Source organism: Bradyrhizobium sp. C-145, from assembly GCF_023375135.1.
Classification (GTDB): Bacteria; Pseudomonadota; Alphaproteobacteria; order Rhizobiales; family Xanthobacteraceae; genus Bradyrhizobium; species Bradyrhizobium zhanjiangense.
In genome coordinates this window covers 1148654-1173336 of the sequence record NZ_CP088150.1, presented here as the reverse complement: position 1 = coordinate 1173336, position 24683 = coordinate 1148654, and the positions used below count along the sequence as shown (strand labels likewise).

General features: G+C 64.6%; 30 protein-coding genes and 1 riboswitch. Of the genes, 16 read left to right on the top strand and 14 right to left on the bottom strand.

Features of this window, described 5'->3' with window-relative positions; genetic code table 11:
* Positions 1 to 21: 21 nt before the first annotated feature.
* Positions 22 to 501 carry a MaoC family dehydratase gene (locus LRP30_RS05540; RefSeq protein WP_249759593.1) on the bottom strand — a complete coding sequence of 160 codons (480 nt, stop codon included), beginning with the start codon at positions 499 to 501 and terminating at the stop codon, positions 22 to 24.
* Positions 501 to 953, bottom strand: coding sequence for a MaoC family dehydratase (locus LRP30_RS05535; protein WP_128931444.1), 453 nt, complete (start codon positions 951 to 953; stop codon positions 501 to 503). The genes LRP30_RS05540 and LRP30_RS05535 overlap by 1 nt, the downstream gene beginning before the upstream one ends.
* 182 nt (positions 954 to 1135) lie before the next feature.
* On the opposite strand from LRP30_RS05535, the gene LRP30_RS05530 reads away from it, so the two are divergent.
* Positions 1136 to 1432: a DUF4282 domain-containing protein gene (locus tag LRP30_RS05530; protein WP_091886710.1), complete on the top strand. Its 297-nt coding sequence runs from the start codon at positions 1136 to 1138 to the stop codon at positions 1430 to 1432.
* A gap of 199 nt (positions 1433 to 1631) precedes the next feature.
* On the opposite strand, the gene ychF is transcribed toward LRP30_RS05530, so the two are convergent.
* From ychF to LRP30_RS05510, 4 genes are all read right to left on the bottom strand, one after another.
* Positions 1632 to 2729: a redox-regulated ATPase YchF gene (ychF, locus tag LRP30_RS05525; protein WP_091886713.1), complete on the bottom strand. Its 1098-nt coding sequence runs from the start codon at positions 2727 to 2729 to the stop codon at positions 1632 to 1634.
* A gap of 5 nt (positions 2730 to 2734) precedes the next feature.
* Positions 2735 to 3340, bottom strand: coding sequence for an aminoacyl-tRNA hydrolase (gene pth / locus LRP30_RS05520; RefSeq protein WP_249759592.1), 606 nt, complete (start codon positions 3338 to 3340; stop codon positions 2735 to 2737).
* Between the two features lie 58 nt (positions 3341 to 3398).
* The gene (locus tag LRP30_RS05515; protein ID WP_091886720.1) at positions 3399 to 4118 is read right to left on the bottom strand and encodes a 50S ribosomal protein L25/general stress protein Ctc; all 720 of its coding nucleotides are present in this window, start codon (positions 4116 to 4118) and stop codon (positions 3399 to 3401) included.
* Between the two features lie 207 nt (positions 4119 to 4325).
* The gene (locus tag LRP30_RS05510; protein ID WP_091886723.1) at positions 4326 to 4586 is read right to left on the bottom strand and encodes an accessory factor UbiK family protein; all 261 of its coding nucleotides are present in this window, start codon (positions 4584 to 4586) and stop codon (positions 4326 to 4328) included.
* Between the two features lie 434 nt (positions 4587 to 5020).
* Here LRP30_RS05510 and lgt point away from each other — a divergent pair, with 434 nt between their 5' ends.
* The 5 genes from lgt (at position 5021) to LRP30_RS05485 (ending at position 9726) form a co-directional block, all read left to right on the top strand.
* Positions 5021 to 5866 (top strand): prolipoprotein diacylglyceryl transferase, encoded by an 846-nt coding sequence (gene lgt / locus LRP30_RS05505; RefSeq protein ID WP_249759591.1) that lies wholly within the window; start codon positions 5021 to 5023, stop codon positions 5864 to 5866.
* 21 nt (positions 5867 to 5887) lie between these two features.
* Positions 5888 to 7006 (top strand): SAM-dependent methyltransferase, encoded by a 1119-nt coding sequence (locus LRP30_RS05500; protein WP_249759590.1) that lies wholly within the window; start codon positions 5888 to 5890, stop codon positions 7004 to 7006.
* Positions 7003 to 7770: a peptidoglycan editing factor PgeF gene (gene pgeF / locus LRP30_RS05495; RefSeq protein ID WP_128931439.1), complete on the top strand. Its 768-nt coding sequence runs from the start codon at positions 7003 to 7005 to the stop codon at positions 7768 to 7770. Before LRP30_RS05500 ends, pgeF begins: the two co-directional genes overlap by 4 nt.
* Positions 7771 to 7961: 191 nt before the next feature.
* Entirely contained in the window at positions 7962 to 8576 is a 615-nt protein-coding gene (locus tag LRP30_RS05490) for a hypothetical protein (protein ID WP_128931438.1), read from the top strand.
* A 196-nt stretch (positions 8577 to 8772) separates the two neighbouring features.
* Positions 8773 to 9726, top strand: coding sequence for a ribose-phosphate pyrophosphokinase (locus LRP30_RS05485; RefSeq protein ID WP_164934670.1), 954 nt, complete (start codon positions 8773 to 8775; stop codon positions 9724 to 9726).
* A 173-nt stretch (positions 9727 to 9899) separates the two neighbouring features.
* Here LRP30_RS05485 and LRP30_RS05480 read toward each other — a convergent pair whose 3' ends face one another.
* On the bottom strand, positions 9900 to 10472 hold the full coding sequence (locus LRP30_RS05480) for a 6,7-dimethyl-8-ribityllumazine synthase (protein ID WP_128931436.1): 573 nt from the start codon (positions 10470 to 10472) through the stop codon (positions 9900 to 9902).
* A gap of 77 nt (positions 10473 to 10549) precedes the next feature.
* Positions 10550 to 10724: riboswitch (FMN riboswitch) on the bottom strand.
* 433 nt (positions 10725 to 11157) lie between these two features.
* Here LRP30_RS05480 and LRP30_RS05475 point away from each other — a divergent pair.
* Both LRP30_RS05475 and proC read left to right on the top strand, forming a co-directional pair.
* Positions 11158 to 11658: a YbjN domain-containing protein gene (locus LRP30_RS05475; protein WP_091886743.1), complete on the top strand. Its 501-nt coding sequence runs from the start codon at positions 11158 to 11160 to the stop codon at positions 11656 to 11658.
* Between the two features lie 225 nt (positions 11659 to 11883).
* Positions 11884 to 12708, top strand: coding sequence for a pyrroline-5-carboxylate reductase (gene proC / locus LRP30_RS05470; protein WP_249759589.1), 825 nt, complete (start codon positions 11884 to 11886; stop codon positions 12706 to 12708).
* A gap of 97 nt (positions 12709 to 12805) precedes the next feature.
* Here proC and LRP30_RS05465 read toward each other — a convergent pair whose 3' ends face one another.
* The 4 genes from LRP30_RS05465 to LRP30_RS05450 form a co-directional block, all read right to left on the bottom strand.
* Positions 12806 to 13210: a hotdog domain-containing protein gene (locus LRP30_RS05465; protein ID WP_249759588.1), complete on the bottom strand. Its 405-nt coding sequence runs from the start codon at positions 13208 to 13210 to the stop codon at positions 12806 to 12808.
* A 228-nt stretch (positions 13211 to 13438) separates the two neighbouring features.
* Positions 13439 to 13642 carry a tautomerase family protein gene (locus LRP30_RS05460; RefSeq protein ID WP_025033847.1) on the bottom strand — a complete coding sequence of 68 codons (204 nt, stop codon included), beginning with the start codon at positions 13640 to 13642 and terminating at the stop codon, positions 13439 to 13441.
* Between the two features lie 100 nt (positions 13643 to 13742).
* Positions 13743 to 15257 carry a histidine--tRNA ligase gene (gene hisS / locus LRP30_RS05455; RefSeq protein ID WP_249759587.1) on the bottom strand — a complete coding sequence of 505 codons (1515 nt, stop codon included), beginning with the start codon at positions 15255 to 15257 and terminating at the stop codon, positions 13743 to 13745.
* A gap of 200 nt (positions 15258 to 15457) precedes the next feature.
* Positions 15458 to 16540 carry a branched-chain amino acid aminotransferase gene (locus LRP30_RS05450; RefSeq protein ID WP_128931431.1) on the bottom strand — a complete coding sequence of 361 codons (1083 nt, stop codon included), beginning with the start codon at positions 16538 to 16540 and terminating at the stop codon, positions 15458 to 15460.
* A gap of 413 nt (positions 16541 to 16953) precedes the next feature.
* Between LRP30_RS05450 and LRP30_RS05445 the strand changes: the two genes are divergently transcribed.
* The 4 genes from LRP30_RS05445 to LRP30_RS05430 all read left to right on the top strand — a co-directional run bounded on the left by LRP30_RS05445 (position 16954) and on the right by LRP30_RS05430 (position 20091).
* Complete coding sequence (locus tag LRP30_RS05445; RefSeq protein ID WP_164934671.1) at positions 16954 to 17421, top strand: MarR family transcriptional regulator; 468 nt, start codon at positions 16954 to 16956, stop codon at positions 17419 to 17421.
* The gene (locus tag LRP30_RS05440; protein ID WP_128931429.1) at positions 17418 to 18149 is read left to right on the top strand and encodes a response regulator transcription factor; all 732 of its coding nucleotides are present in this window, start codon (positions 17418 to 17420) and stop codon (positions 18147 to 18149) included. Before LRP30_RS05445 ends, LRP30_RS05440 begins: the two co-directional genes overlap by 4 nt.
* 20 nt (positions 18150 to 18169) lie before the next feature.
* Positions 18170 to 19558: an ATP-binding protein gene (locus tag LRP30_RS05435; RefSeq protein WP_128931428.1), complete on the top strand. Its 1389-nt coding sequence runs from the start codon at positions 18170 to 18172 to the stop codon at positions 19556 to 19558.
* A gap of 122 nt (positions 19559 to 19680) precedes the next feature.
* Positions 19681 to 20091: a hypothetical protein gene (locus LRP30_RS05430; protein WP_128946365.1), complete on the top strand. Its 411-nt coding sequence runs from the start codon at positions 19681 to 19683 to the stop codon at positions 20089 to 20091.
* Positions 20092 to 20098: 7 nt separating this feature from the next.
* Here the strand turns inward: LRP30_RS05430 and LRP30_RS05425 are convergent, their stop codons facing one another.
* Together LRP30_RS05425 and LRP30_RS05420 are read right to left on the bottom strand one after the other, a co-directional pair.
* On the bottom strand, positions 20099 to 20629 hold the full coding sequence (locus tag LRP30_RS05425) for a DUF3617 family protein (RefSeq protein WP_128931427.1): 531 nt from the start codon (positions 20627 to 20629) through the stop codon (positions 20099 to 20101).
* A 44-nt stretch (positions 20630 to 20673) separates the two neighbouring features.
* The gene (locus LRP30_RS05420; RefSeq protein WP_128931426.1) at positions 20674 to 20967 is read right to left on the bottom strand and encodes a hypothetical protein; all 294 of its coding nucleotides are present in this window, start codon (positions 20965 to 20967) and stop codon (positions 20674 to 20676) included.
* A gap of 181 nt (positions 20968 to 21148) precedes the next feature.
* Here LRP30_RS05420 and LRP30_RS05415 point away from each other — a divergent pair, with 181 nt between their 5' ends.
* The 4 genes from LRP30_RS05415 (at position 21149) to LRP30_RS05400 (ending at position 23905) form a co-directional block, all read left to right on the top strand.
* Entirely contained in the window at positions 21149 to 21610 is a 462-nt protein-coding gene (locus LRP30_RS05415) for a hypothetical protein (RefSeq protein ID WP_249759586.1), read from the top strand.
* Positions 21611 to 21715: 105 nt separating this feature from the next.
* Positions 21716 to 22420 carry a ribonuclease T2 gene (locus LRP30_RS05410; RefSeq protein ID WP_249759585.1) on the top strand — a complete coding sequence of 235 codons (705 nt, stop codon included), beginning with the start codon at positions 21716 to 21718 and terminating at the stop codon, positions 22418 to 22420.
* 157 nt (positions 22421 to 22577) lie between these two features.
* The gene (rlmJ, locus tag LRP30_RS05405; protein ID WP_249759584.1) at positions 22578 to 23438 is read left to right on the top strand and encodes a 23S rRNA (adenine(2030)-N(6))-methyltransferase RlmJ; all 861 of its coding nucleotides are present in this window, start codon (positions 22578 to 22580) and stop codon (positions 23436 to 23438) included.
* Positions 23439 to 23689: 251 nt separating this feature from the next.
* Positions 23690 to 23905 carry a cold-shock protein gene (locus LRP30_RS05400; RefSeq protein ID WP_008544396.1) on the top strand — a complete coding sequence of 72 codons (216 nt, stop codon included), beginning with the start codon at positions 23690 to 23692 and terminating at the stop codon, positions 23903 to 23905.
* A 71-nt stretch (positions 23906 to 23976) separates the two neighbouring features.
* Here LRP30_RS05400 and LRP30_RS05395 read toward each other — a convergent pair whose 3' ends face one another.
* Entirely contained in the window at positions 23977 to 24600 is a 624-nt protein-coding gene (locus tag LRP30_RS05395; RefSeq protein WP_164939607.1) for an outer membrane protein, read from the bottom strand.
* Positions 24601 to 24683 lie beyond the last annotated feature (83 nt).

Below are 24683 nucleotides of genomic sequence, written 5' to 3'. Positions count from 1 at the left end.
ACCGTTCATCTTGGAACAGGTCTAACCACCCTTCCGCATCGGCACGAAGGCGGTGGCGGTGATCGAGTAAACCTCCTCGCCGCGCTGGTTGGTGCCGGTGGTGCGGGCCGTCAAAATGCCCCAGCCGGGGCGCGAGGCGGAGCTGCGCTTGTCGATGACGATGCTGACGTAACTGACGGTGTCGCCGGCGAGCACCGGCCTGATCCAGCGCAGGTCGCGAAAGCCCGGCGACGGGCCCCAGACCGCAACCTCCTCGCCGCGCGAGGTGGCCTCACGCGCCAGGCGCTGGCCGTCGGCGACAAGCAGGCTCATGCAGGCGGAGCCGACATGCCAACCGGAGGCGGCGAGCCCGCCGAATAGCGAGTTCTTGCCTTCCTCTTCGTCGAGGTGAAAGCGCTGCGGGTCGAACTTCGCGGCGAAGGTCTTGATGGAGTCCGCCGTGAACGTATAGGTGCCGATCTCGCGGCGCTGGCCGATCTCGATGTCCTCGAAGAACCGCATCAGAGCGCTCCCTCGCGCCGCTTGATCAGGATCGGCGAGGTCATCTCGGCGAGGGCCTGCCCCGCCGCGTTGCGCGCGGTGCATTTGAACTTGACGATGCCGAGCTCCGGGCGGCTCTTCGACGTGCGCGCCTCCACGACATCGACGTCGAGCATGAGATCGTCGCCGGGCCGGAGCGGAGACAACCAGCGCACCTCGTCGACGCCGGGCGAGCCGAGCGAAGCGGCGCGCGTGATAAAACCGTCGGCCATCATCCGCATCATCAGCGAACAGAGGTGCCAGCCCGAGCCGGACAGGCCGCGCAGCATGCTTCTCGCCGCCGCCTCTTCATCGAGGTGCATCGGCTGCGGATCGAACTCGGCGGCAAAGGCCAAAATCTCGTCGCGTGTGACATGGCGCGGGCCGAACGTTCCGAACCGCCCGGGCGGGAAATCTTCGAAGGTCAGGGTCATCTTGGGATTGGTTCGTGGAAATGACAGATTGTGGCCGCACTTTACGGCAATCTCAACCCGCGGGCCCGCATGGCTCGTGCTACATTCGGCGCAGCGGGGTTGGTCTTGAGTCGGATCAACCGGGGGTCAGGATCATTGAGCAAGGCCCAATTTGGCAAGGCCGCTTTGCCCTGGGGAGAGCGATGTTTTCATTCAGCGACCTGTTTCAATGGGACCGCTTCATCACACCGACGATCATCAAGACCTTCTACTGGCTGGTGATCGCGCTGATCTGCCTGTTCGGCCTCTCCGGCATCTTCTCCGGCTTGGCTGCGATGGCGATCAGTCCGTTCGGCGGCTTCCTGGTGCTGCTGTCGTCGATTGCGAGCGTCGTCGTCGGCGTGGTGTTCTCGCGCATCCTCGCCGAGCTGATCCTGATTGTCTTCCGCATCAACGAGCATCTCGGCGCGATCAGGGACCAGGGCAGCGGGACGCGGTGAGGACGGCGCAGGTGCCGTAGCCGCAAGTCTCCATGTCGTCCTGGCGAAAGCCAGGACCCATTACCCCAGGGAGAAGTTGTGGCACAGATTGGTAACCCGTGTCTTCGCCAAACCACGCCTTGGGGTAATGGATCCTGGATCGGCGCTCACTACGTTCGCTTGTCCAGGACGACGTCGGAAAAACCGCGCTCTTCGCGGCTTACGTATTAAACCTGAAATGCATCACGTCGCCGTCGGCGACGACGTATTCCTTGCCTTCGAGCCGCAGCTTGCCGGCGTCTCGGGCGCCGGCTTCGCCGCCGAGGGCGACGTAGTCCTCATACGCGATGGTCTCGGCGCGAATGAAACCCTTCTCGAAGTCGGTGTGGATCACACCGGCCGCCGCCGGCGCCTTGGTGCCGCGATGGATGGTCCAGGCGCGCGCTTCCTTCGGTCCTACTGTGAAATAGGTGATGAGGTCGAGCAGCGTGTAGCCGGCGCGGATCAGGCGATCGAGACCGGCTTCTTCGAGACCCAGCGTCTCCAGGAAGTCAGCGCGTTCTTCACGCGAGATGGTCGCGATCTCCGACTCGATCTTGGCGGAGATGACGACGGCGACGGCGCCTTCCTTGGCGGCCTGCTCCTGCACGGCCTTGGAGAACGAATTGCCTGTTGCGGCCGAGCCTTCCTCGACGTTGCAGACGTAGAGCACGGGCTTTGATGAGAGCAGCCCCAGCATGGAGAAGGCGCGCTCCTCCTCCGCCTTGCGCTCGACGAGGCGGGCGGGCTTGCCTTCGCGCAGCAGCACCAAGGTGCGGTTGACGAGGTCGAGCTGCTCCTTGGCGTCCTTGTCGTTGCCTTTGGCTTTCTTGGAGAGGTTGTCGACGCGTTTCTCGAGGCTGTCGAGGTCGGCGAGCATCAGCTCGGTCTCGATGGTCTCGATGTCGGCGAGCGGCGCGATCTTGCCCTCGACATGGGTAACGTCGGAATCCTCAAAGCAGCGCACGACATGCGCGATCGCGTCGACCTCGCGGATGTTGGCCAGGAACTGGTTGCCGAGGCCTTCGCCCTTGGAGGCGCCGCGCACGAGGCCGGCGATGTCGACGAAGGTCAATCGCGTCGGGATGATCTGCCCCGACTTGGCGATGGCCGCGAGCTTCTCCTGCCGCGGATCGGGCACGGCGACTTCGCCGACATTCGGCTCGATGGTGCAGAACGGATAGTTCGCGGCCTGCGCCGCGGCCGTCTCGGTCAGCGCATTGAACAAGGTCGATTTGCCGACATTGGGCAACCCGACAATCCCGCATTTGAATCCCACGAGCGTTATTCCTTGCCGTTCTCGTCCTTGGTCAAAAATCCCTTCGCCTGCATGGCGAGATGCACCCTGTTGGCGAAGGTCGCGTCCGTGCCCTTGGCGATCAGCGCCGCGTGCTCGGCAACCGCGTCGCACAGCGTCGCCACCCATTCGTTGTCGGCCTTGGCGAAGTCCGACAGCACGTGGCCATGCACCAGGTCCTTGATGCCGGGATGACCGATGCCGAGCCGCACCCGGCGATAGTCGTTGCCGATGTGGGCTGAGATCGACCGCAGGCCGTTGTGCCCGGCGATGCCGCCGCCGACCTTCACCCGCACCTTGCCCGGCGGCAGCTCGAGCTCGTCATGGAACACGGTGACGTCGCCCAGAGCGATCTTGAAGAAGCTCGCCGCCTCCTGCACGGCGCGGCCGGACTCGTTCATGTAGGTCATGGGCTTGAGCAGGATGACGCGCTCTGTGCCGAGCGCACCTTCCGAGGTCTCGCCCTGAAAGCGGCGGCGCCACGGCGCAAAGCCATGACGTCGCGCGATCTCGTCGACGGCCATGAAGCCGATATTGTGCCGGTTACGTGCGTATTTCGCGCCGGGATTGCCGAGCCCAACAAAGAGTCGCATGACGCGGCGCGCCCCTCGCTCGGCGCGCGATCAAGGACCGCGCGCCAGCTTTGAGAGATTACTTCTTCTTGTCGCCGCCGGCCGGAGCCTTGGCAGCCGCAGCCGGAGCAGCAGCGCCCGCAGCCGGAGCAGCCGCCGGAGCAGCAGCACCCGCGGCCGGAGCCGCACCACCCGCCGCAGCCGCAGCCGCCGCCTTCTGCTCTTCGGCGTAGCCCGACGGCGGGACGATGGTGACGAGGGTCGCGTCCTCGCGGGTCATCGCCTTCACACCGGCCGGCAGCTTGATGTCCGACAGATGCAGGGAGTGACCGATTTCGAGCGAGCCGACATCGGCCTCGATGTATTGCGGAATGCTCTCGACACCGCATTCGAGGTCGATCGCGTGGGCGACGATGTTGACGGTGCCGCCGCGCTTCACGCCGGGCGAGCCTTCCGCCTTCACCACGTGCAAGGGCACGCTGATGCGGATGGTGGCGCCTTCGCCGAGCCGCATGAAGTCGACATGGATCGGGAAGTCCCTGACCGGATCGAGGTGATAGTCGCGCGGAATCACGCGGTGCTTCTTGCCCTCGAGGTCGATGTCGACCAGCGTGGTCAGGAACCGGCCGGCGAGGATGCGCTGGCGCAAGTCGCGATCTTCGATCGAGATCGTCACCGGGGGCTGGTTGTTGCCGTAGATCACTCCGGGCACTCTGCCGGCGCGACGCTCAGCCCGGGCGGCCCCCTTGCCGCTCTTCGGACGTGCGGTCGCCTTCAATTCCTTGACGGTCGTCGCCATGTCGTTAAGTCCTTGTTTTTGCAAAAGTTAATGGGCCGCAGCGCGGCCCATGGCATAGTCCGCAGCAAGCCTCCAGGGGTGCGGGGGCCGCAGACGTGGCGGGCTTTTACCCGGAAGATGCGGAAATGACAAGGAGAATGGGCTGCCGGCCCGAGTTCCCACCCTCCCCTGGAGGGCCCTGGAGGGGGGAGGGTAAAAAAGAGTGCCTTACGTCGGCGTGCCGCCGAGCTTGGCCTCCAGCGCGGCGATCCTTGCCTTCAGCGCCTCGTTCTCCTCGCGGGCGAGGCGGGCCATGTCCTTGACCGCCTCGAACTCCTCGCGCTTGACCAGATCCATGTCGCGCAGGAATTTTTCCGCCTGCGTCCGCATCACCGTGTCGAACTCGCGCTTGACGCCCTGGGCGGCACCGGCGGCGTCATTCATCAGGCGGCCGATCTCGTCGAAAAACCGGTTGCTGGTCTGGGTCATGGCTGCCTCCGATAAACTTTGCGCGAACTCTCCGAAACACAATGGCAATCCGAAGGGAACGGTTCAAGGGCCGAGCGGGGGTATCCTTGTCATGCTCCGGTTTCCTTGCAATCGTACTCAACGTCCCTGCATAAGAAGAATCACAAGGCGCCAGAGATGATCGACCGGCAGATCGAGCAGCGGCTGCTAGGGCTCTATCGCCGCAATCTCGTGTAAGCAGAATGGATCAGTCTATACGCGATCTCACTTCACCTCCCCCGCTTGCGGGGGAGGTCGCATCGCATCGACAGATGCGAGGCGGGAGAGGGCTCTCTCCTCTTGGGGAGTCTTCGTCGCGGAAACACCCTCACCCCAACCCTCTCCCGCAAGCGGGAGAGGGGGCGCAGCTCCGTCGGAGCCGCGGCTTGCCCATCAGTCCCTAGAAGCAAGGCGCGATGCCCTTCCTGCTCATCGACTTCCCCGCCTTCAAGCCGATCGCGATCGAGATCGGTCCGTTCGCGATCCGCTGGTACGCGCTGGCCTATATCTGCGGCATCGTGTTCGGCTGGCTCTATGCGCGCTCGCTCCTGAAGAACCGGCGTCTGTGGGGCGGACCCGCACCGATCTCGCTGCTCCAGATCGACGACTTCATCCTCTGGGTCACGCTCGGCATCATCCTCGGCGGCCGCACCGGCTACGTCCTGTTCTACAATCTGCCTTTCTTCATCGAGCATCCTGCTGCGATCTTCAAATTGTGGGAGGGCGGGATGTCCTTCCATGGCGGCTTCCTCGGCTGCGTCGTTGCGGTGATGTGGTTTGCCTATCGAGGCGGCATCTCGATCCTGTCGCTCGGCGACATCACCACCGCGGTCGCCCCGGTCGGGCTGCTGCTCGGACGCATCGCCAATTTCATCAATGGCGAATTGTGGGGCCGCGCCACCGATGCGAGCCTGCCTTGGGCGATGATCTTCCCGAACGATCCCACACAGCTGCCGCGCCATCCGAGCCAGCTCTATGAGGCCGGCATGGAGGGCATCCTGCTGTTCACGGTGCTCGCGATCATGATCCGCTTCGGTGCCCTGAAGCGGCCCGGCATGATCCTCGGCGCCTTCATCCTGATCTATGGTCTGACCCGGATCGCCGGCGAACACTTCCGCGAACCGGACGCACAGCTCGGCTTCCTCTGGGGTGGATTAACCATGGGCATGCTGTTGTCGATCCCGATGCTTATCGTCGGCGCCATACTTATTGTATGGGCTATCCGGCGCGGCGCGCCGAAGCCTATCGAGGCCATTCGTTAATTCATTTCGAGAACATGGATCGTGACCGACTCGCCGCTACTCAACGAGATCAAGGCGCTGATCAAATCCTCAGGGCCGATGCCGGTCTGGCGCTACATGGAACTGTGCCTGATGCACCCGCGCTATGGCTATTACGTCTCGCGCGATCCGCTCGGGCGGGAGGGCGACTTCACCACCGCGCCCGAGGTCAGCCAGATGTTCGGCGAGCTCTTGGGACTGTGGGCCGCCTCGGTGTGGAAGCAGATGGGCTCGCCGCAATTCTTGCGGTTGATCGAGCTCGGCCCCGGCCGCGGCACCATGATGGCGGACGCGCTGCGCGCATTGCGCGTGCTGCCGCCGCTCTACCAGGCGCTCTATATCCACATGGTCGAGGTCAATCCGGTGCTGCGCGACCGGCAGAGCGCGACGCTGTCCGCCGTGCGCAACATCGCCTGGCACGACAGCATCGACGAGGTGCCGGAAGGCCCGAGCATCATCCTCGCCAATGAATATTTCGACGTTCTGCCGATCCATCAGATGGTCCGGCACGAGAACGGCTGGCACGAGCGCGTGATCGAGATCGATCCCAACGGCAAGCTTCAATTCGGCGCGGCGCCCGAGCCGACGCCGCGCTTCGACGTGCTGCTGCCGCCCTTGGTGCGTGCCGCGCCCATCGGCGCCGTGTTCGAATGGCGGCCCGATGGCGAGATCATGAAGCTTGCGACGCGCGTGCGCGACCAGGATGGCGCGGCGCTGATCATCGACTACGGCCATTTGCGCAGCGATGCCGGCGATACGTTTCAGGCCATTGCGCGTCACAGCTTCACCGATCCCTTGAAGGCGCCGGGCCAGGCCGACGTCACCGCCCATGTCGACTTCCAGGCGCTGGCGCGTGCGGCCGAGGACGTCGGCGCGCGCGTGCACGGGCCGGTGACGCAAGGTGACTTCCTCAAGCGCGTCGGCATCGACACCCGCGCGGCGGCGCTGATGCAGAAGGCGACGCCCGAAGTCGTCACCGACATTTCAGTGGCGCTCAAGCGCCTGACCGATACCGGGCGCAGCGGCATGGGCTCGATGTTCAAGGTGCTCGGCATCTCCGAGCCGCGGCTATCCGGCCTTGCCGGCCTCAGCGATCTCGAACAGGCTGGAGAGGCCTCATGACACTTGCTTCGTCGCTGCTGTCGGCCGTGCCCGGCCTGCGCCATGCCTTCTTCACCCGCGAAGGCGGCGTCTCCAGCGGCATCTATTCGGCACTGAACGGCGGGCTCGGCTCCAACGACGATCAGACCCTCGTCGCGGAGAACCGCCGCCGCATGGCCGAGCATGTCGGCGTCGCGCCGGAACGCTTCCTCAGCCTGCACCAGATCCATTCGCCCGACGTGCTCATTGCCGAAATGCCGTGGCCGAGCAGACCGCGCCCGAAGGGTGACGCACTCGTCACCAAGACGCCCGGCATCGCGCTCGGCGTCTCCACCGCCGATTGCGGGCCAGTCCTGTTCGTCGATCCCAATGCACGCGTGATCGGCGGCGCCCATGCCGGCTGGAAGGGCGCGTTATCAGGCGTGCTGGAAGCAACGATCTCGGCGATGGAGAATCTCGGCGCCACGCGCGGCGGCATCATCGCCGCGATCGGCCCCTTGATCCGGCAGGAAAGTTACGAGGTCGGCAACGAGTTCGTGGCGCGCTTCATCGAAGCCGACGCGGAGAACGCCATGTTCTTCATCCCGTCGGCGCGCGAGGGCCACGCGATGTTCGATCTCCCCGGCTTCATCCGCAAGCGGCTCGAATCTGCCGGCATCCTGATGATCGACGATCTCGGCCTCGACACCTATGCCGACGAACGCTTCTTCAGCTACCGCCGCTCGGTGCATCGCAAGGAGCCGGACTACGGCCGGCACATTCACGCGATCGCGCTCGAAGCGTGAACACACCGGCAACATTAACGATCGTCATTCCGGGGCTCGCGAAGCGAGAACCCGGAATCCATCGTGCGGCAGATCACGCGGCGAAATGGATTCCGGGCTCGCGCCAGGTGGCGCGCCCCGGAATGACAGTGTGTTTGTGGCTCGCCCGCCCTAGACCTTAATCGATTTTAACGATATCGCTGCCCTCCATAATGAGGGAAGCGTCATCCATCCTGCGCCGCGCGGGCTCGCGCGTGCTGGCGGTCATGCTGCTGGCGGCTGCGACCATGCTTGCCGGCTGCGCCGGCGGCAACGCGCCGAGCAATTCCTATGCGATGGCGCCGAGCGGCGGCAGCGGCGCAACGGTCGCCTTCGAATCGATCGACGGGCCACCGCCGCAGGTGTTCGACCGCATGGTCGGCGTGCTCGACAGCGAATCCAAGCTGCGCAGCCTGTCCGTGGTCTCCCGCGAGGGCACGGCCGCCTATCGCGTGCGCAGCTACCTCTCCGCCCAGGTCGTGCGCGGCAAGACCGTGATCGCCTGGGTCTGGGATGTCTACGACGCCAACCAGCAGCGGGCGCTGCGCCTCTCCGGCGAGGAACCGACCTCGGCGAAGGGTGGCCGCGATGCTGCCCGTGATCCTTGGGCGGCTGCCGACGATCTCGTGCTGCGCAAGATCGCCCAGGCCGGATTCAGCGGACTTTCCAACATGATCAACGGAACGCCGGATGCTCCGAACCTGCGAGGACCGGCGGTGGCAGGCGTGATCCGGGAGGCGCCGGCGGCGGAGATGCCGGTCACGGCGCTCGGCTATGCCGAGCAATAACCCCCGCTAAACCACGGGCCCAAGTTACGGCCAAACCGTTGGCCCGACTCGGGATTTTCGAAGGGAAAACGTAGCATCCCGGGTTGCCATTTGAGCCTCCGGCCTGATATTTCCTCGCCCGTCGTAAACCGTGCTTCCAGTGGGTATTCGTAGGATGTTGAACGTCGTATCCAGCAAAGCGCGGGAGGAAGCGTCCATGTCGGCCAAAAACGGCTCCATCAAGCTCGTCGCCGGCAACTCCAATCCGGCTCTCGCCCAGGCCATTGCGCAAGGCCTCGACCTGCCGCTGACCAAGGCGGTGGTGCGGCGCTTCGCCGACATGGAGATCTTCGTCGAGATTCAGGAGAACGTCCGCGGCTCGGATGCGTTCATCATCCAGTCGACCTCGTTCCCGGCGAACGACCATCTGATGGAATTGCTGATCATCACCGACGCGCTGCGCCGCTCCTCGGCGCGCCGGATCACCGCGGTGCTGCCCTATTTCGGCTATGCCCGGCAGGACCGCAAATCGGGTTCGCGCACGCCGATCTCGGCCAAGCTCGTCGCCAATCTGATCACGCAGGCCGGCGTCGACCGCGTCATGACGCTCGACCTGCATGCCGGCCAGATCCAGGGCTTCTTCGACATCCCGACCGACAATCTCTACGCGGCCCCGCTGATGGTGCGCGACATCAAGGAGAAGTTCGACCTCTCCAAGGTGATGGTGATCTCGCCCGACGTCGGCGGCGTGGCCCGTGCGCGCGGCCTTGCCAAACGCATCAACACTCCGCTCGCCATCGTCGACAAGCGCCGCGAGCGTCCGGGCGAGTCCGAGGTCATGAACGTGATCGGTGACGTCGCCGGCCACACCTGTATCCTCGTCGACGACATCGTCGATTCCGGCGGCACGCTGGTGAACGCAGCCGACGCGCTGATCGCCAAGGGTGCCAAGGATGTCTACGCCTACATCACCCACGGCGTGCTCTCCGGCGGCGCCGCCGCCCGCATCTCCGGCTCGAAGCTGAAGGAGCTGGTGATCACCGACTCGATCCTGCCGACCGATGCGGTGACCAAGGCGCCGAACATCCGCATGCTGCCGATCGCCAGCCTGATCTCGGATGCGATCGCGCGCACGGCGGCCGAAGAGTCGGTGTCGAGCCTGTTCGACTGATCTTTCCTTTTCGCCTCTCCCCGCGTGCGGGGAGAGGCCGGATTGCATCGCAGATGCAATCCGGGTGGGGACTCTCCGCGAGTCCAACTCTCACCGTCCCCGCGGAGACTCCCCCTCACCCCACCCTCTCCCCGCAAGCGGGGCGAGGGAGTGCGCGGTCCTTCCGCCCCTTACTACCCCGCGATCCCTGCCGCGACCTGGCCGCGCAGGCGTTCGAGGCCGAGCAATGTCTCCGCGCAGGCGGCCGCCACCTCCACGCCCTTGATCGCAAAATGCTTGCGGAAGAAGTCGTAGTGCACCTCGGTCTCGTGGAATTGCTGCGGCGTCAGCACCGCCGAGAACACCGGCACCTCGGTGCGGAGCTGCACGTCCATCAGCGCCTTGATCACGGTGTCGGCGACGAACTCATGGCGGTAGATGCCGCCATCGACGACGAGGCCGGCCGCGACGATCGCGGTGTAGCGCCGCGTCTTGGCGAGGACCTGTGCGTGCAGCGGGATCTCGAACGAGCCAGGCACCTCGAACACGTCGACATGGGTAAGGTGCCGCGCTTCTGCTTCCTTCAGGAAGGCGATGCGGGCCTCCTCGACCACATCGCGATGCCAGCGGGCCTGCACGAAGGCCACCCGCTGCGGCTTTGCGAAGCGCGGGTGTTCGGGCGCCGGATCCTGCGGAACCGGCGGTCGGGCGACTTCAGTTTCGACTTTGGAGGTTTGGACTTGGGGATCTTGCAACATCTGATTCATGGCTTTCCTCGGTTTAAGGACCAGAATCAGGGCACACGGAACGACAAACAGCCGCATCTTGCGATGCGTCTGCCACCGACCGTTCTCTTTCATCCGGACTTTGACCGTCGGCTTCGGAGTTGCACCGAATCTGCTGACCCTTCCCTTCAGTGAAATCCTTTTCAGGACAGAACCTGGGGGAAGGCGCTCGCGGGCTTGGGCCTTTCGGCCGTTACCGCCGGTGGGGACTTTCACCCCGCCCTGAGAACATCGGCCGTTCGGGATGAACGGCCTGAGGCGAAATATGCCGCCGGGGAGCCGTCGCGGCAAGCGCGTTCCGCATGGGCAAATCGCATGGTCCCATGCCGTCGCGGTGGGAGCGGCCCTCGCGGGACGGAATTAGCGATTGAAGGCCGCCGCCCGAATCCGATTCCGGTTTGTTCTGCTTCGTCCGGTTTTGCCTCGCCCCGTTAAGAATTGTGGCGGAGATGAGCTGTGGACGAAGGAGTCCTGGCTTGTGGACGGACTCGGGACCCCGTTGCGCAGATTCCGCAAATCACATCACTTGATCCGCGACAGGCCCGCGTTGATCCGAGGGGATCGCGAGAGCGACCCCCAGGGATCGCCGTAGCGACGTGAAGGGAGCGCGCGCCGGGCCAACCGCGTGCGTATCAAAGACAACAAGAAGGCAAGAGGTCGAGACGGCATGTCCCTGCTCGAAGGCACTATCGATTCCAAGAACCATCCGCTCGCGGTGGTCGAGGATATCGCTGCCAGCAACAACTGGCCGTTCGAACGCTCCGGCGAAGACGAACTCACGATTGTCTCGAAGGGACAATGGACCGACTACCAGCTCTCCTTCACCTGGATGGGCGAGATCGAGGCGCTGCATCTGGCCTGCGCCTTCGACATGAAGATTCCGCCCGCACGGCGCGGCGAGGTGCAGCGGCTCGTCGCCGCGGTCAACGAGCAATTGTGGGTCGGCCATTTCGACCTCTGGACCAACACCGGCATGATCATGCACCGCCAGGCGCTGGTGCTGCCGGGCGGCCTCACCGCCTCGACCGCGCAGTGCGAAGCCATGCTCGCCGGCGCCATCCACGCCTGCGAGCGCTACTTCCCGGCATTCCAGTTCGTGGTGTGGGCCGGCAAGACCACCGCGCAAGCCATGGACGCGGCGATGTTCGACACGGTGGGAGAGGCGTAAGTACGTCTGCCTCCACCAGGCGTGAGGGAGCCAGAGCTCTCCCCTCATCGTCGTCCTGGACCAGCGACGCCGGCGCGAAGCGCTGTCGTCGCGCCGATCCAGGACCCATACCGCGAGGTCTTTCCGTAGCTCGCGATGCTTGTTGCCCTGCCCTCCATCCACTAGAACCACTTGGGGTAATGGGTCCTGGCTTTCGCCAGGACGACGGATTTTGTGGCAACAGCGATGGCGAACAACACCCTCCAAAACATCACCGGCACCATCCTCCTCGCCGGCGCCGGCAAGATGGGCGGCGCAATGCTGACCGGATGGCTGGCGGGCGGGCTCGATCCGCGCCGCGTCGCGGTGATCGATCCGCAGGTCTCGCCCGAGATCGCCGCGCTTGCGGCCAAGGGCGTTGCACTCAATCCCGACGTGACGACCGCCGGCAGGATCGAAACGTTGGTCGTCGCGGTGAAACCGCAGATGTTCCGCGAGGCGGGCGCCAAGCTGAAACCATTCGTTTCGGACAAGACGTCGGTGGTCTCGATCATGGCGGGCACCACGATCGCCTCGCTTCAGGACGTCTGCGGCGGCGCCGTGGTGCGCGCGATGCCGAACACGCCGGCTGCGATCGGCCGCGGCATCACCGTCGCCGTCGCCGCACCAGACGTCAGCTCGTCTCAGCGCGCGGTGGCCGATGCACTGCTGCGCGCCACCGGCTCGGTGGAATGGGTCGACGATGAGAGCCTGATGGACGCGGTGACTGCCGTCTCCGGCTCGGGCCCGGCCTACGTGTTCCTGCTCGCCGAGGAACTCGCCCGCGCCGGCGTCGAGGCCGGATTGCCCGAGGCGCTGGCGACCAGGCTCGCACGCGAGACCGTCGCCGGCTCCGGCGAGCTGCTGCACCAATCCGAGCTTGCATCCAGCACGCTGCGCCAGAACGTCACCTCGCCCGGCGGCACGACCGCTGCGGCCCTCGGCGTGCTGATGGGCGAGCCCGGCCTGCGGGACCTCATGATCCGCGCGATCGCGGCAGCGACGCAGCGGTCGAGGGAATTGGCGAAGTAAGCAGGTGTCGTAGGGTGGGCAAAGCGACAGCGTGCCCACCGACTTCATCGCGGTCCCGGAAAGATGGTGGGCACGGCGCTTCGCGCCTTTGCCCACCCTACGGCGTCGAGCCAGCCGCCAGCCGCTTGTTGAACATCTCGACATTGACGAGCCCGCGCGCGTGGCGGCCCTCGCCGAGCTTGCGGGCACCCTCGAACGCCTCGACCTCGAAGCGGATGACGCGGCGCTCGACCGCGACCACTTTTGCGGTGGTCCGCACAGTGGCACCGACGAGAGCGGCGGCGAGATGGCGGATGTCGACCTCGGTGCCGACGGTGACCCAGCCCGGCTGGAGCACGCTGCGGATCGCATCGCCCGATGTCATCTCCATCTCCAGGATCATCATCGGCGTCGCGTAAACAAAAGGCATGCCGGGCACGAAATGCCCGACCGTGCGCTCCACCGGGACCACCAGCGTGCGCTCGGCGCTCATGCCGATTGTGATGAAGTCGCGTGCGTCCATCCTGCCTCAAACTCCGCTGTCGTCCCGGACAAGCGAAGCTCTCGACAACGCGCAGCGTTGTCTAGAGCGGAGCGCTGATCCGGGACCCATAACCACAGGACGTTGTTTGGCGAAGACTCGGAGTTACCAGCTCGCGCCGCAACTTCTCCCTGGGAGTATGGGTCCCGGCCTTCGCCGGGACGACGGTTGTGATTGTAGCTGCGGCTGCACTACGAGCCCCAGCGTCGGCTACTTCTTCGCAGCCGCCGCGCGCTCCACGAAGGTCTTGCCGCCCTTCATCTTATGGCGAAGCGGGGCTTCGTTGATCTGGATGACGACGGCATCGGCATCGACGCCGAGATTTTTCACCAGCGCCTGGGTGATGTCGCGCATCATGCCGGCCTTCTGCTCGTCGGTGCGGCCTTCGGCCATGCTGATGGTGATCTCAGGCATTTTTCTCTCCCTTGCGGCCGAACACCGGCCATTGACGGCCGCCATCAAACAAGACGTGGATGCCTGGGACAAGCCCAGGCATGACGGCGTCAGCGAATGGCTAGCCCCAGCTCACGTCATGGCGCGCCAGGACCTCGCGCACCTTGGCGACGAGATCGGCCTCGCTGCACGAGAACTGCGCCGGCCGGCTCTCGCGCCATTCCTGGTTGGAGGCGATCGCGGCGGCGGCCTTGGCACCTTCGATCAGATCCTTGATCTGCACCTCGCCGCGCGCCTTTTCATCCGAGCCCTGGATGATGACGCAAGGCGCGTTGCGGCGATCGGCATATTTGAGCTGATTGCCCATGTTCTTGGGATTGCCGAGATAGAGCTCGGCGCGGATGCCGGCGGTGCGCAAGGATGCGACCATCTTCTGATAGTCGGCGACGCGATCGCGGTCGAACACGGTGACGACGACGGGGCCGAACTCCGGCCGCGTGTCGAGCTTGCCGAGCAACGTCAGCGCGGCCTGCAAGCGAGAGACGCCGATCGAGAAACCGGTCGCCGGCACCGGCTCACCGCGGAAGCGCGAGACGAGCCCGTCATAACGTCCGCCGCCACCGACCGAGCCAAAGCGCACCGGGCGGCCCTTTTCATCCTTGGTGTCGAGCAGGAGTTCGACCTCATAGACCGGGCCGGTGTAATATTCGAGGCCGCGCACGACGGAGGGATCGATCTTGATGCGATCCGCGCCGTAACCCGAGGCCGAGACCAGCTTGGCAATCTCTTCCAGTTCGCTCACGCCGGCCTGACCGACTTCGCTCTTGGCGAGGTAGGTTTCTGCCGCGGCAATTGCCTCTTTCCAATCGTCGCGCGGCTTGGTGATGGCGAGAACAACGTCAGCCTCCGCCGCGCTCAGGTTGGCGCCTTTCGTGAAGTCGCCCTTGCCTTCTTCGCCGCCGTCCCACCGTCCGGGACCAAGCAGCTTGCGCACTTCGTCGGCGGAAAACTTGTCGAGCTTGTCGATCGCGCGCAGCACGGTCAGCCTGCGTGCCGCGTTCTCATCACCACCGAGCCCAATTTCTTCCAGAACCCCATCCAGCACCTTGCGGTTGTTCACTTTCACGACATAGGCGCCGCGGGCAATGCCCAGCGCCTCCATCGTGTCCGCCGCCATCATGCAGATCTCGGCATCCGCCGCCGGCGTCGCGGAGCCGACCGTGTCGGCATCGAACTGCATGAACTGGCGGAAGCGTCCGGGGCCGGGCTTCTCGTTGCGAAACACGTAGCCGGCGCGGTAGCTGCGATAGGGTTTTGGCAGCGTGTCGAAATTTTCCGCGACATAACGGGCGAGCGGCGCGGTCAAATCGTAACGCAGGCTGATCCACTGCTCGTCGTCGTCCTGGAACGAGAACACGCCCTCGTTCGGGCGGTCCTGGTCGGGCAGGAATTTGCCGAGCGCGTCGGTGAATTCCATCGCCGGCGTCTCCACCGGTTCGAAGCCATAGAGCTCATAGACGGCGCGGATCTTCTCGACCATCTCGCGCGTCGCCCGGATCGCGGCGGGATCGCGATCCTCGAGCCCGCGCGGCAGGCGCGCCTTCAGTTTCTGGGGTTTTTTGGGTTTCTCGGCCATCCGCGGCGTTTACCAGCCGACGCGCGGTGCGGCAACCGCTGGCTTTTCCCCTCTCCCCTTGCGGGAGAGGGTGGCTCGCCGCGCTAGCGGCGAGACGGGTGAGGGGTTCTATCCGCGGAAGCAGACCCCTCATCCGGCGCGGTTCGCGCGCCACCTTCTCCCACAAGGGGAGAAGGAAGAGCGCAGCCGAGTACTCCGCCTCAAAACACCTTGCGGATCCAATTGTGCGGATCGTTGGTGCGGCCGTACTGGATGTCGACGAGCTGCTTGCGCAGACCCATGGCGACGGGGCCGGCCGCGCCGCCGCTGATGTCGAAATCGCCGCTGACCGAGCGCACCTTGCCGATCGGCGAGATCACGGCCGCGGTGCCGCAGGCAAAGGCTTCTTTCAACCTGCCGCTTGCGGCGTCCTTGCGCCACTGGTCGAGCGAGTAGGGCTCCTCGCGCACCGTCTTTCCGGCATCGCGGGCGAGCGTGATGATGGAGTCGCGGGTGATGCCGGGCAGAATGGTGCCGAGCGGCGGCGTCGACAGCGAGCCGTCGTCGAACACGAAGAACACGTTCATGCCGCCGAGCTCCTCGATGTAGCGCCGCTCGACCGCGTCGAGGAACACCACCTGATCGCAACCATGCTGGATCGCTTCGGCCTGGGCGCGCAGGCTCGCGGCATAATTGCCGCCGCACTTCACCGCGCCGGTGCCGCCGATGGCTGCGCGCGTGTAGTTCTCCGAAACCCAGATCGACACCGGCGCAGGTCCGCCCTTGAAATAGGAGCCGACCGGCGAGGCGATGACCGCGAAGATGTATTCGGAGGACGGCTTGACGCCGAGGAAGGTCTCGCTCGCGATCATGAAGGGCCGCAAGTAAAGACTGCCCTCGCCGCCCGGCATCCAGGCGCGGTCGATGCGCACGACCTGCTCGACCGCCTCGATGAAGACGTCCTCGGGCAATTGCGCCATCGCCATGCGATCGGCCGAGTCCTTGAAGCGCCGCGCATTGGCATCGGGGCGGAACAGGTTCACGCCGCCGTCGTCGCGCTTGTAGGCCTTGAGGCCCTCGAAAATTTCCTGGGCGTAGTGAAGGACCGCGCCGGCCGGATCGAGCTGGAAGTTGGCGCGCGCCTCGATTCTGGCCTCGTACCAGCCGCCCTTGGCCTGGTTGTAGCGGACGATCGCCATGTGATCGGTGAAGACCCGCCCGAACCCGGGGTCCACCAGCTTGGCGATGCGGTCCTTCTCGGGAGTCGGATTGGATGCGGGCTGGATGTCGAATGTCATACTCATGTCCTTGGCTCCCGCTGCCGGTATCGGCGCTGTTCTGGCACCGCCTGCCCCTGTTCGGGGCCGGCTGGCTTCATTAGGTGTCTGTCTGGACCACCGCCAGCCTTGTTACGGCCGGTTTCCCGTGGCCAGCATGTCGCCGAGGACATGCTTTTGCCGAAGGCGGAAGTCCAGTATGTTTTGCCGAAATGCCGCTCGACAATCGCACGGTAGATCTGATCGCCCGTCGTCGCCTGTCCGGCTCTTTCCGCCGTCCCTGCTTCGACGCTGCCCGTCGCGAAACGATCTAAAATTTCGTGCGGGTCGATCGTTTTGTAACATTGAACCCAAGATACGTCAATATGCCTGACATAAATTTCGTAAGTCCTTCTCAAGATGCCGCCGAGCCTCGGCCGGCCGCAGGGGATGGAGGCAATTTGCGCTGGGATATCATCGAGCTGCTGTTCTTCGCCTATCGCGATTTCGTCGGCGATCCCGACCAGGAGCTGGAAGCCTTCGGCTTCGGCCGAGCCCATCACCGGGTCATGCACTTCGTCTATCGCTACCCCGGCCTCAAGGTCGCCGACCTCCTCGACGTCCTGCGCATCACAAAACAGTCGCTCGGTCGCGTGCTCAAGCAGCTTCTCGACGAGGGCTACATCGTGCAGAAGACCGGCGACAATGACCGTCGCCAGCGCCTGCTCTACGCGACGCCGAAGGGCGAAGCGCTGGTGCAGAAGCTTGCCGGGCTCCAGACCACGCGGATCACCAAGGCGCTCGCCGAGATGGGTCCGCAGGATGCCGAGACCGTCAAGCGCTTCCTGCGCGCGATGATCGACCGCGATGATCCGGACAAGGTGCTCGAGACGATCTTCGCTTCCGTCAACCAAGACGCCAAGGAGTGACCGTGCCGCTCGCTGCCACGCTCGCCCGCCCGCCGGTGCAACCCGCCGACGATGCCCCGCATCTGCTGCTGGTCGATGACGACCGCCGCATCCGCGATCTGCTCTCGCGCTTCCTCGCCAGCGAAGGCTACCGCGTTTCGACCGCCGCTAGTGCCAGCGATGCGCGCGCCAAGCTCATCGGTCTGCATTTTGATCTGTTGATCCTCGATGTCATGATGCCCGGCGAGACCGGCTTCGAGCTCGCCCGTTTCATCCGCACCTCGTCCTCGGTGCCGATCGTGATGCTGACGGCGCGGCACGAGGCAGAAGCGCGCATCGAGGGCCTGCAAATCGGCGCCGATGACTATGTCGCCAAACCGTTCGAGCCGCGCGAGCTCGCGCTGCGCATCAACAACATCCTCAAGCGTGCCGCGCCGCCGCCGCAGGCCGCGGCGGTGGAGAAGATCGCCTTCGGCCCCTACGTCTACCATCTTGATCGCGGCGAGCTGCGCCAGGGCGATGAGATCATCCATCTCACCGACCGCGAGCGCGAGATGCTGCGCATCCTCTCAGAGACGCCGGGCGAGACCGTGCCGCGCAGCGCGCTCACCGGCAATGGCAGCGTCAACGAGCGCGCCGTCGACGTGCAGATCAATCGCCTCAGGCGCAAGATCGAGACCGATCCCGCCAATCCACTGTTCCTCCAGGCGGTACGCGGCATCGGCTACCGGCTGGTGGCCTCGCCTTAAGCCGCAGTGAAGCGCGACCGATGAGCACGATCGATACCGGCCTGACGCTTCTGAAGAGCGCCGCCGGCCGCGTCTCCGCCGCCAATGGCTGGATGGGCAACGCGTTCAAGGGCTGGATGCCGACCGGCCTCTATGCGCGCGCGCTGCTGATCATGATCGTGCCGATGGTGATTCTGCAATCGGTCGTCGCCTTCGTATTCATGGAGCGGCACTGGAACACGGTGACGCGCCGCCTGTCGGCCGCGGTGGTGCAGGACATCGCCGCGCTGATCGACGTCTACAAGGGCTATCCGCAGGACAAGGATCGCGACCAGATCCGCCGCATCGCCCAGCAGCGGCTCGGCCTCGTCGTCGATTTCCTGCCCGCCGGCGACATGCCGCCGCCGGGACCGAAGCCATTCTTCTCGCTGCTCGACCAGACGCTGTCGGTGCAGCTCGGCCGCCAGATCGGGCGTTCGTTCTGGATCGACACCGTCGGCCGCTCCAACCTCGTCGAGATCCGCATCCAGCTCGACGATGCCGTGATGCGCGTGTTCGCGCAGCGCAGCGCCGCCTATGCTTCGAACTCGGAGATCTTCCTGTTCTGGATGGTCGGCACGTCCTCGATCCTGCTGATCGTCGCCGTGCTGTTCCTGCGCAACCAGATCAAGCCGATCCTTCGGCTCGCCGACGCCGCCGAAAGTTTTGGCAAGGGCCGCGAGGCGCCGAACTTCAGACCGCGCGGCGCGCGCGAGGTGCGGCGCGCCTCCGTCGCCTTCCTCGAGATGAAATCGCGCATCGAGCGCACGATGGAGCAGCGCACCGCGATGCTCGCCGGCGTCAGCCACGACCTGCGCACCATCCTGACCCGCTTCAAGCTCGAGTTGGCGCTGATCGGCGACAGTCCCGAGCTCGAGGGCATGCGCAAGGACGTCGACGAGATGTCGATGATGCTGGAGGATTACCTGGCCTTTGCCCGCGGCGATTCCGGCGAGCAGTCACAGCCGACCGACATGGCCCAGGCCCTGGAAGAATTGCGCAGCGACGCCGAACGGCACGGCCATACCGCGACCGTCGCATTCCACGGCCTGCCGGTAGTGACGGTGAAGCCGGCCTCGTTCAAGCGCTGCCTCGCCAACCTCGTCACCAACGCCGCGCGCTACGGCAAGGCCATCGCCATCACCGGCCAGCGCGATCACCGTTATCTCACCGTCACGGTCGACGACGACGGCCCGGGCATTCCCGCTCACTTGCGCGAAGAGGTGTTCAAGCCGTTCCTGCGGCTGGACAACGCCCGCAACCAGGACGAAGGCGGCACCGGCCTCGGCCTCGCCATCGCCCGCGACATCGCCCGCTCCCACGGCGGCGACATCACGCTCGGTGACAGCCCGATGGGAGGATTGAGGGCGAGCGTGAGGATTCCGGTGTGAGAATCGTAGCCCGGATGGAGCGGAGCGCAATCCGGGACTCCTTACGCGACGGAGACAGTCCCCCGGATTTCGCTACGCTCCATCCGGGCTACGATCTCTGATCTTGCGGAGTTGAAGAAGGCATGAATGACAAGAATGGATTCATAGCCAAATTCGCTTCACCATTCGATCGAAGTGCAGTCATCATCGAAGATGACGCCAGGGTTGGATATGCCTACATGCAGGGGGAAGACGGGCGGATTTTAAGCGACGTGTGGCTCTACAACCGTTGCCCGGCGCCAATTGAGCCTGAGTGGCATAACCCGGCGAACCTGCCGTTCGCCAATCCCGCCTCATTCGTCGACGAAAGTCCTCGCTTCTCGCCTCCCGGCTCGGCCCGAGATTTCATCGTGGAGTGGAACGAAGTGGGCGCACTCCTCGTCGCCGAAATTTTTCTGCTTGATAGGTATTTCGCGAGATTGGAAGCCGGGAGTAAGCCGGGCTGGTCAGCCTTGGCGGCCAAGGACGGTCCGTTGGCACAGGTGTTGAAATAACACCCGCCTACTTCGGCAGCAGCGCCTTCAGCTTATCGACATCGCGCACGTTCATCTTGAAGCCACCGGGCATCACGATATCGCCAGGCTTCTGGTCCGCCTTGCAGGCCCCTAACCATTTGGCTTGCAGCGTCATGGTGCTATCGCGACCGGCCGCACCGGCGACGCCGCCTTGCGCGTGCGAGGAGGTCTTCACGGTGTAGGCCGAATTGAAGTCGCCTGTGATCTCGGCATGCGAGGTCGTGCTGACGCCGGCGACGCTGCATTCGGAATCGCTGACATAGCCGGTCGCCGTTTTCTTAATCTCCTGCTTGGCGCAGATCTGCTTTGCCATCGGGGAGACGTTGTTGCTCATCTCCTTATCGACGGTCTCGTCAGTGCAGTGTTGCATGGTCATCTCGGGCACGGGCGAACCGGTCGTGACAAGCTTCATTTCCCATAGCCCGGCCTTGCGCATCGGCAGCTCGTCGGCGCCGGCTGCGCCTGCCGACAGCACGAGACAAGCGACCGAGCCGAGCAAAGCGAGTTTGCGCGTCATGTGGAAGACTCCCGGCTTGAGAGTTTGGGCGTTACGACAACGCCTCAGTACAGCGTACGGATCGGCTGCTCGGCAGCGCCATAGGGCACCCAGCGGCAGGAGAACGAGATGTAGCCGCCCTCATAGGCCTGCACCGCGAGGAATTTGACGACCTTGCCGTAGCGCGCGCAGTGATCGACCGCGACCTGTCGCGCATCGGCCTGGGTCGCCATCGAATAGGCGATGATGCCGCCGGTGTCGTTGCCCTTGAACGGCGGCACCGGAAGGATATCGGCGCGCGCCGACTGGCTCGCCATCATACCCAAGGCAAGAAGGCCCGCGGCCGCAATGATTCGCATTCCCGTCACTCCAATTGGCTGCCCCAGTTTACGGTGCCGGACTGGAAGTGAAAAGAACGGAAGCCCTGTCGGCTGCGACGATATGGTCAACTCCTGGCGAAGTGTTGCCGCGGTGCACTTGACCTCCCCCGGCCTTCGCGGCACCGTCCGACCTTCGCAAGACCAGCTGTCCGGATTGACCATGCGCGCCCCCTCCCTGAAATCGCTCCGCTTTGCCGCCGTGCTCGGCCTCATGTTCGGGGCGCTGTCGCTCGGTGAGGCCAGGGCCGCCAATCCGCTGGAGCTGAATTTCTGGCTGAGCGGACCGCGCTACGACGGCGCCGTCGCCGATTGCGACAAGGCGCTGCCGACGATTGCCGCCCAGTTCTGGGAAAAAGAAAGCGAGTTCTGGAATTCCTCGCTGAAAATCACCGGCTTCTCCGCCGTTCGCGAGACCGCGTTCCGTCCCTGGCAGTCCGACAACATTCCGCGCCGCTATTGCACCGGCGATGCCCTGCTCAATGACGGCAAGGTGCGCAAGGTGCATTTCTCGATCATCGAGGATGGCGGCTTCGCCGGCTACGGCAATGGCGTCGAATGGTGCGTCGTCGGCGTCGACCGCAACTGGGCCTATAATCCGGCCTGCCGCGCCGCAAAGCCCTGATTCGGGTCGAACTGGCGGTTGAATGGCGGTCGCCTGAATTTTGTTCTTGAAATGTTCTTATCGCCTGCTAGGCTTCCTTGCACAGTCTAGTTGAGGGGCGTCGCCATGTTTCATTCCAGATTGCATTCGTTCTCCCGCCTGGTGATCTCGCTGACCCTTTCCCTGATCCTTGCCGCGGGGCTGGCCTCGTTCGCCGGTGACGCAAAGGCCCAGGACAAGCGGCAGAACGCGCCGGGCGAGTTCGATTTCTATGTGCTGTCGCTGTCATGGTCGCCCTCCTTCTGCGAGGAAGCGGCCGAGCGCGGCGGCCGCTCACAGATGCAGTGCAGCGGACGCCCCTACGCCTTCGTGGTGCATGGGCTGTGGCCGCAATATGAAAGCGGCTTCCCCGAATATTGCCAGCGGCCGGCACCGCGGCTGAACCGCAGCATCGTCTCTTCGATGCTCGACCTGATGCCGGCGCCGGGCCTGATCTTCAACGAATGGGACAAGCACGGCACCTGCTCCGGGCTCGAGGGCCGCAGTTATTTCGAGACGATCCGCAAGGCGCGCGCCGCGATCAAGATCCCGGCCGAATATCTCGATCTGTCGCAGGCCAAGACCGTGGCGCCGGCGGAGATCGAGGACGCCTTCATCAAGGCCAATCCCGGCCTCAGCGATGCCGCCATCTCGGTCACCTGCAACCGGACCCGGCTCTCCGAGGTCCGCATCTGCCTCAGTAAGGACCTGCAATTCCGCGCCTGCGACGAGATCGAACGCCGCGCCTGCCGCCGCGACCAGGTGACAATGCCGCCGATCAGGGGTGGATAGTTCCGGTCATTGCGAGGAGCCCGCGACAAAATTGCGAAGCAATTTTGCGCTGGCGACGAAGCAATTCAGACTGCCTCCGGAGTTAGATTCTGGATTGCTTCGCTGCGCTCGCAATGACAAGGGGTTGGGATCGCGCGAGACAACATAGTCCGATCCCATGAACTACCGCCACGCCTTCCACGCCGGCAACTTCGCCGATGTCATCAAGCACATCGTGCTGGCGCGCATCCTCACTTATTTGCAGGACAAGCCGGCGGCGTTCCGCGTCATCGACACCCATGCCGGCGCCGGTCTCTACGACCTCGACAGCGACGAGGCACGCCGCGGCGGCGAGTGGCTGACCGGCATTGCACGGCTGATGCAGGCGCGCCTGTCGAACGAGACCGCGGCGCTGACCAAGCCCTATCTCGACATCGTCCGCGCCTTCAATCCGAAGGGGGAGCTCAAGGCCTATCCGGGCTCGCCGCTGATCGCGCGCGGCCTGCTCAGGCCGCAGGACCGCCTCATCGCCTGCGAGCTCGAGCCGAAGGCACGCAAGGCGCTGATCGACGTGCTGCGCCGCGACGAACAGGCGCGGGTGGTCGATCTCGACGGCTGGATGGCACTGCCGGCCTTCGTGCCACCGAAGGAGCGGCGCGGCCTCGTGCTGGTCGACCCGCCCTTCGAGGCCAAGGACGAGTTCGAGCGGCTCGGCGAGGCCTTCGCGACGGCTTTCGCGAAATGGCCGACCGGTATCTACGTAATCTGGTATCCGGCCAAGAACCGGCGCGCCACCGATACGCTGGCGCAAATGGTGGCGCGGCTCGCAGCCGCAGCAAAGCCGCCCGGAAAATGCCTGCGTCTCGAATTCAGTGTGGCGCCGCAGCTCGATGGTGCGGCCCTCACCTCCGCCGGTCTTCTGATCGTCAACCCGCCCTACACGCTGCACGGCGAGCTCAAGACGATCCTGCCGGAGCTCGAAATGCCGCTCGGCCAGGGCGGCGCTGCCAGATTCCGATTGGAGGTGCCGAGGCCGTAACACTCCGGCATTCTTGGGAAAAATATGCAGGAGCGGTAGTCAATCTGCGAAGAACCGTATTATGCTGTTGCCGTGACTGGCTTTACGTTCCGCTTCCGCGAATGGTTGCGGCGGAGTGAAGGCCTAAGAAAGATCCGGCCGGACCGATGAGGTCCGCCCAAGGATGGCCAGCTCCCGGGCTTCGTAAGGTCCGGTCATGTCGTGACGTGAGTCTGCGTCGCGGCGGAGGAGCAATGAGGGGGAGTTTCCCGATGGCCATGACGGGAACGGTCAAGTTCTTCAACGGTGAGCGCGGCTACGGCTTCATCAAGCCCGACGACGGCGGCCGCGACGTCTTCGTTCACATCACCGCCGTGGAGCGGGCGGGACTGAAGGACCTTGCCGAAGGACAGCGTATTACGTTCGAAGTCGAACCGGACAAGAAGGGGAAGGGACCGAAGGCGGTCAATTTGGTCATCCTCTCCTAGCGAGCCTGGCTTTAAAAAAATCCCGGCCGCGAGCGGCCGGGAGGTTGGTCCGGTATTTTCTTCTTCAGCTATCAGAAGTGATAGTTCACGCCTGCGCGGACAACGCTGGCGCTATAGCCGTTTGACACGCCCGTAATTGCGAACTGACTCGTCGACAGGTCGATGTAGAGATATTCGAGCTTGGCGCTCCAATTCGGCGCAAGGCCGACTTCCGCGCCGGCACCGATGGTCCAGCCGGCGGTGGTGTGCGACTCCGTCCAGCCGAAGGTCTGCGCGCGCAGCTCGCCGAAGGCGAGGCCGGCGGTGCCGTAGAACAGCACGTTGCTGAAGGCATAGCCGGCGCGGCCGCGCAGGGTGCCGAACCACGGATTGGAGAACTTCCAAGGCGCGAAGGTATCGTCGGCACCGGCGGCCTGGATGTCGCCCTCCACGCCGAACACCCAAGGGCCGTTCTGGAAATTATAGCCGGCCTGCACGCCGCCGACGAAGCCGGAGGGCTTTGAGGGATTGTTGTCGACCGAGCCCCATTCGTAGCCGATGTTGCCGCCCAGATAAGGACCAGCCCAGCTATACGCATTGAGCGGCTGATTGACTGTATAGGGCGCGCGCTGCCCGTAATTGAGATCGGCGGCCCCTGCCGAAGCTGTCCAGCCGGCTGCAACCAACGCGGCTGCGCCCACAACGAGCCCCTTCATCACACACTCCAACGCAACTGCCGCCACCGCGATGCCCGCGCTGCCGCGCAAGGCCAGACCGCATGGTTACGGAACCACCACTT

Excerpts from the sequence above, each read along its gene's own strand:
- hisS (WP_249759587.1), bottom strand. The coding sequence starts at position 15,257 with ATGGCCGAGAAACCCAAAAAACCCCAGAAACTGAAGGCGCGCCTGCCG.
- LRP30_RS05400 (WP_008544396.1), top strand. The coding sequence starts at position 23,690 with ATGGCCATGACGGGAACGGTCAAGTTCTTCAACGGTGAGCGCGGCTAC.
- LRP30_RS05420 (WP_128931426.1), bottom strand. The coding sequence starts at position 20,967 with ATGCGAATCATTGCGGCCGCGGGCCTTCTTGCCTTGGGTATGATGGCG.
- LRP30_RS05475 (WP_091886743.1), top strand. The coding sequence starts at position 11,158 with ATGTCCCTGCTCGAAGGCACTATCGATTCCAAGAACCATCCGCTCGCG.
- LRP30_RS05425 (WP_128931427.1), bottom strand. The coding sequence starts at position 20,629 with ATGACGCGCAAACTCGCTTTGCTCGGCTCGGTCGCTTGTCTCGTGCTG.
- rlmJ (WP_249759584.1), top strand. The coding sequence starts at position 22,578 with ATGAACTACCGCCACGCCTTCCACGCCGGCAACTTCGCCGATGTCATC.
- LRP30_RS05485 (WP_164934670.1), top strand. The coding sequence starts at position 8,773 with ATGTCGGCCAAAAACGGCTCCATCAAGCTCGTCGCCGGCAACTCCAAT.
- LRP30_RS05435 (WP_128931428.1), top strand. The coding sequence starts at position 18,170 with ATGAGCACGATCGATACCGGCCTGACGCTTCTGAAGAGCGCCGCCGGC.
- LRP30_RS05430 (WP_128946365.1), top strand. The coding sequence starts at position 19,681 with ATGAATGACAAGAATGGATTCATAGCCAAATTCGCTTCACCATTCGAT.
- LRP30_RS05450 (WP_128931431.1), bottom strand. The coding sequence starts at position 16,540 with ATGAGTATGACATTCGACATCCAGCCCGCATCCAATCCGACTCCCGAG.
- LRP30_RS05535 (WP_128931444.1), bottom strand. The coding sequence starts at position 953 with ATGACCCTGACCTTCGAAGATTTCCCGCCCGGGCGGTTCGGAACGTTC.
- LRP30_RS05415 (WP_249759586.1), top strand. The coding sequence starts at position 21,149 with ATGCGCGCCCCCTCCCTGAAATCGCTCCGCTTTGCCGCCGTGCTCGGC.
- LRP30_RS05410 (WP_249759585.1), top strand. The coding sequence starts at position 21,716 with ATGTTTCATTCCAGATTGCATTCGTTCTCCCGCCTGGTGATCTCGCTG.
- LRP30_RS05460 (WP_025033847.1), bottom strand. The coding sequence starts at position 13,642 with ATGCCTGAGATCACCATCAGCATGGCCGAAGGCCGCACCGACGAGCAG.
- LRP30_RS05515 (WP_091886720.1), bottom strand. The coding sequence starts at position 4,118 with ATGGCGACGACCGTCAAGGAATTGAAGGCGACCGCACGTCCGAAGAGC.
- LRP30_RS05395 (WP_164939607.1), bottom strand. The coding sequence starts at position 24,600 with ATGAAGGGGCTCGTTGTGGGCGCAGCCGCGTTGGTTGCAGCCGGCTGG.
- pth (WP_249759592.1), bottom strand. The coding sequence starts at position 3,340 with ATGCGACTCTTTGTTGGGCTCGGCAATCCCGGCGCGAAATACGCACGT.
- LRP30_RS05510 (WP_091886723.1), bottom strand. The coding sequence starts at position 4,586 with ATGACCCAGACCAGCAACCGGTTTTTCGACGAGATCGGCCGCCTGATG.
- pgeF (WP_128931439.1), top strand. The coding sequence starts at position 7,003 with ATGACACTTGCTTCGTCGCTGCTGTCGGCCGTGCCCGGCCTGCGCCAT.
- lgt (WP_249759591.1), top strand. The coding sequence starts at position 5,021 with ATGCCCTTCCTGCTCATCGACTTCCCCGCCTTCAAGCCGATCGCGATC.
- LRP30_RS05480 (WP_128931436.1), bottom strand. The coding sequence starts at position 10,472 with ATGAATCAGATGTTGCAAGATCCCCAAGTCCAAACCTCCAAAGTCGAA.
- LRP30_RS05490 (WP_128931438.1), top strand. The coding sequence starts at position 7,962 with ATGAGGGAAGCGTCATCCATCCTGCGCCGCGCGGGCTCGCGCGTGCTG.
- LRP30_RS05465 (WP_249759588.1), bottom strand. The coding sequence starts at position 13,210 with ATGGACGCACGCGACTTCATCACAATCGGCATGAGCGCCGAGCGCACG.
- LRP30_RS05540 (WP_249759593.1), bottom strand. The coding sequence starts at position 501 with ATGCGGTTCTTCGAGGACATCGAGATCGGCCAGCGCCGCGAGATCGGC.
- LRP30_RS05530 (WP_091886710.1), top strand. The coding sequence starts at position 1,136 with ATGTTTTCATTCAGCGACCTGTTTCAATGGGACCGCTTCATCACACCG.
- proC (WP_249759589.1), top strand. The coding sequence starts at position 11,884 with ATGGCGAACAACACCCTCCAAAACATCACCGGCACCATCCTCCTCGCC.